This window comes from Streptomyces sp. NPDC058157, assembly GCF_042884105.1.
Taxonomy (GTDB): Bacteria; Actinomycetota; Actinomycetes; order Streptomycetales; family Streptomycetaceae; genus Streptomyces.
Window position 1 is genome coordinate 26,679 of the sequence record NZ_JBHVUQ010000088.1, and the last position, 3,749, is coordinate 30,427.

General features: G+C 73.5%; 2 protein-coding genes. One reads left to right on the forward strand and one right to left on the reverse strand.

Annotation, left to right across the window (positions count from 1 at the left end):
- A partial coding sequence (locus ACFVXK_RS21930) for an ATP/GTP-binding protein (protein WP_389614117.1) occupies positions 1-1,782 on the reverse strand: 1,782 nt, incomplete at its 3' end.
- A 247-nt stretch (positions 1,783-2,029) separates the two neighbouring features.
- On the opposite strand from ACFVXK_RS21930, the gene gabT reads away from it, so the two are divergent.
- Complete coding sequence (gabT, locus tag ACFVXK_RS21935; protein WP_389614119.1) at positions 2,030-3,376, forward strand: 4-aminobutyrate--2-oxoglutarate transaminase; 1,347 nt, start codon at positions 2,030-2,032, stop codon at positions 3,374-3,376.
- Positions 3,377-3,749: the final 373 nt, after the last annotated feature.

Here is a 3,749-nt window from a genome sequence, read left to right on the forward strand (position 1 = left end):
GTTCGGGTCTTCTCTGCCCGTCGCCGCCAGCCGGAGTAGAAGCGGATCCGCTCGTTCCCCCCGGACGGGGTGTTCGAGGGTGCGCAGGGAGAAGGGCCGGGCGCGTCCGGTGGTGTCGAAGAAGCCGGCGAAGGCGGGCCGGTCGAGCAGGGCGATCCGGTCGGCGAGGGCCGGGCCGGGGTCGCCGTGGGCCCCGTACTGGCGCTCGCGCGCGTCGAGCTCGCGGAGCATCGCCTGCTGCCCGGCGCCCTCCAGGGCCTGGCGCAGGGAGGTGACGGCGGTGGGCACCCCGTCGAGTAGCTCGCGCAGCTCGGGCACGGCGGGGAAGCGGCCGTGCGCGGCGCGGAACGGGCCGAGCACCTGGGCGAGGGCGGTCGCGGCGCGGCGTACGTCGGCGCCGGGGACGTCGGCGACGAGGGCCTCGGCGAGCAGGGCGGCGGCCTCGTCGCAGTCGCCGGTGCCGCCGTAGAGGTCGAGGTCGTGGACGGAGTCGGGGTCGCCGACGCGGACCACGATGTCGTACGCCTCGTCGGGGCCGAGCGGGGACCCGGCGGCGCCGACGGCGATGACGGCGGCCTGGCCGGCCAGCGCCTGGAGCGCCAGGGACTCCACGACGGGCCGCACGAGGCGGGCCGTCTTGCCGCTGCCGGAGGGGCCGACGGCGAGCAGGGAGGTGCCGAGCACGTCGGGGCCGAGGGCGAGGCCGGTGCCGCGGCGGGCGTACGGGTTGCGCTCGCCGTCCTCGACGGTGCCGAGGAGCACCTGGCGGGCGAGGAGGTCGTGCCGGGCGGCGCGGACCGGCAGGTCGCGGTCGCCGGAGGGGTGGACGCAGGCGGCGGCGCCCTGGGCGCGGACGGCGTCGGCGAAGGCGGGCAGCCGGGCGGGGTCGGCCCGCACGGTCTCCCAGGCCCGCCGGATCCGCGCGTAGTCCACGTCGTTCATCCGCCCCCCGAACACCTCCCCCCCAAGCCGCCCGGCCACATCCCCGAGCCCGGCCTCCCGCACCTCGGACCACTCGGCGGGGTCGGCGGCGGGCGTCTCCGCCGGTGCCTGAGCGGTCTTGGGGCGGGCGTCGGGGGCGGGCTTGAGCGCGAGGCGGGTGAAGAAGACGACGACCGGGGCAAGGGCTACGGGGTAAACGACCGCGGTCAGCGCCATCTGTTCGCCCTTGCTCAGGGCCTGCAGGTCGTAGTGGGTGCCGAGGAGGTCGGCGATCGGAATGGTCCCGTTCCAGATCAGCAGCCCCACGAACAGGGCTCCGGCCGTGGCCCCCGCCACGCGGGCCCGGGGGCCGCGCGCCGCTACGAGCCGTTCGAAGGCCAGGCCCCAGGAACCGAGGCGGCTGAACCACATCACCAGCGCGGCCGTCAGCAGGATCACGTACACCTGCAACGCGGCCTCGCCCCGGCCGTCGACGGGCCCCCCGCCCAGCGGCTTCCACCAGTCGTCGGGAGTGAAGAGCCGCACCGGAACGTCTACGTACGGGATGTAGCGGTTGGTGATCAGGGACCACACCAGCACGCACGCCAGAAACGAGATGACCGCCCCGCTCAGCAGCGACCGGTCGCTGACGGGATCCGCGTCGCCCCCCTTGCGCGGCACGTACCCGAACCGCCACACCCCCGGTTCCGCCTGCGGGCGCGGCGTGCGGAGCCAGTCCGCCAGCGGGGATCCGACCGTCGGCGCGTGCCGTGGCTTCGGCGGGGCCTGGGCGGGTGCGGCCGGGCGGGGGACGTGCCCCGCACGGGTCGCCCGTCCGTCGTTGGTGCCCTCGCTGTCCATGAACCCCTGCCCCCTGCCGTGCGATGCCGTCCCTGTAACGCCGCGGCGCTCAATCTAGTGCCCGGCCCGCCACTTGGGCCCGCACCCCGGCGGGATCCACGGCCCCCGCGCCGCGTCCTCCCTATGGCCGCCACGGACAAGGACACGCGGGCACCACTCCCTAACGGAGCATGCCTTACCCCCTCCCCCGGGCCTAGCCTGCGGACAAAGACACAAGTGCGTCCGAAAACACCCCCAGGAGCCCTCTATGACCGCTGTTCCGCAGGAGCGCAAGATCGTCACCGCGATCCCCGGCCCGAAGTCGCAGGAGCTGCAGGCGCGCCGTCTGCAGACGGTGGCCGGCGGCGTGGGCTCCGTGCTGCCCGTCTTCACCGCCCGCGCGGGCGGCGGCATCATCGAGGACGTCGACGGCAACCGCCTGATCGACTTCGGCTCCGGCATCGCCGTGACCTCCGTCGGCGCCTCCGCCGAGGCCGTCGTGCGCCGCGCTTCCGCGCAGCTCGCCGACTTCACCCACACCTGCTTCATGGTCACCCCCTACGAGGGCTACGTCGAGGTCTGCGAGGCCCTCGCCGAGCTGACCCCGGGCACCCACGCCAAGAAGTCGGCCCTGTTCAACTCGGGCGCCGAGGCCGTCGAGAACGCCGTCAAGATCGCCCGTGCGTACACCAAGCGCCAGGCCGTCGTCGTCTTCGACCACGGCTACCACGGCCGCACCAACCTCACGATGGCGCTGACGGCGAAGAACATGCCGTACAAGCACGGCTTCGGCCCGTTCGCCCCCGAGGTCTACCGCGTCCCGGTCGCCTACGGCTACCGCTGGCCCACCGGTGCCGAGAACTGCGGCCCCGAGGCCGCCGCCCAGGCGATCGACCAGATCACCAAGCAGATCGGCGCCGAGAACGTCGCCGCGATCATCATCGAGCCGGTCCTCGGCGAGGGCGGCTTCATCGAGCCGGCCAAGGGCTTCCTGCCCTCGATCGTGAAGTTCGCCAACGAGAACGGCATCGTCTTCGTCGCCGACGAGATCCAGTCCGGCTTCTGCCGCACCGGCCAGTGGTTCGCGTGTGAGGACGAGGGCATCGTCCCGGACCTGATCACCACCGCCAAGGGCATCGCGGGCGGTCTGCCGCTCGCCGCCGTGACGGGCCGCGCCGAGATCATGGACGCCGCGCACGCGGGCGGCCTCGGCGGCACCTACGGCGGCAACCCGGTGGCCTGCGCCGGTGCGCTCGGCTCCATCGAGACCATGAAGGAGCTCGACCTCAACGCCAAGGCGAAGAACATCGAGTCCATCATGAAGTCGCGTCTCTCCGCGATGCAGGAGAAGTACGACATCATCGGCGACATCCGCGGCCGCGGCGCCATGATCGCGATCGAGCTCGTAAAGGACCCGGCGTCCAAGACCCCGTTCCCGGAGGCGGCCGGCGCGCTCGCCAAGGCCTGCCACGCCGAGGGCCTGCTCGTCCTCACCTGCGGCACCTACGGCAACGTGCTCCGCTTCCTGCCGCCGCTGGTCATCAGCGACGAGCTGCTGAACGAGGGCCTGGACCTGATCGAGGCGGCGTTCGCGGCCATCGGCACGGACGTCTGAGCGAACCACCGAACACAGGAGCCCGCCGGTACCGCCGGTAACGGTCGGGCACTGTGAAGAAGCTGTGGGGGGCCGATGACAAGAGGCCGTTCCTGCTGTCGGTCCCCCCTCGGCTGCCGTACGGTTTCTGCAGATGAGTGAGACAGACCGCTCCCGGGCAACCGGGGGCGAAACCGGTACAGGGCTTCCCCAGCGCCGTACTGGGCATGCGTTCGCGCACACTCCTCTCCGATCGGACGGCCGTCCGCCCCAAACCCCCCGGGGCGCACGGCAACCCGGTCCGGCCCGGCGGCCCCCCCCCCCCCCCCCCCGTTCGGGGGGGCCCGGCCCCTAGTCAGCGCGCCCCCCCCCCCCCCGCGGGGGCGCGGGGCGG

What these genes read in the sequence shown, in the direction of transcription:
- gabT (WP_389614119.1), top strand. Translation starts at nt 2,030, where the DNA reads ATGACCGCTGTTCCGCAGGAGCGCAAGATCGTCACCGCGATCCCCGGC.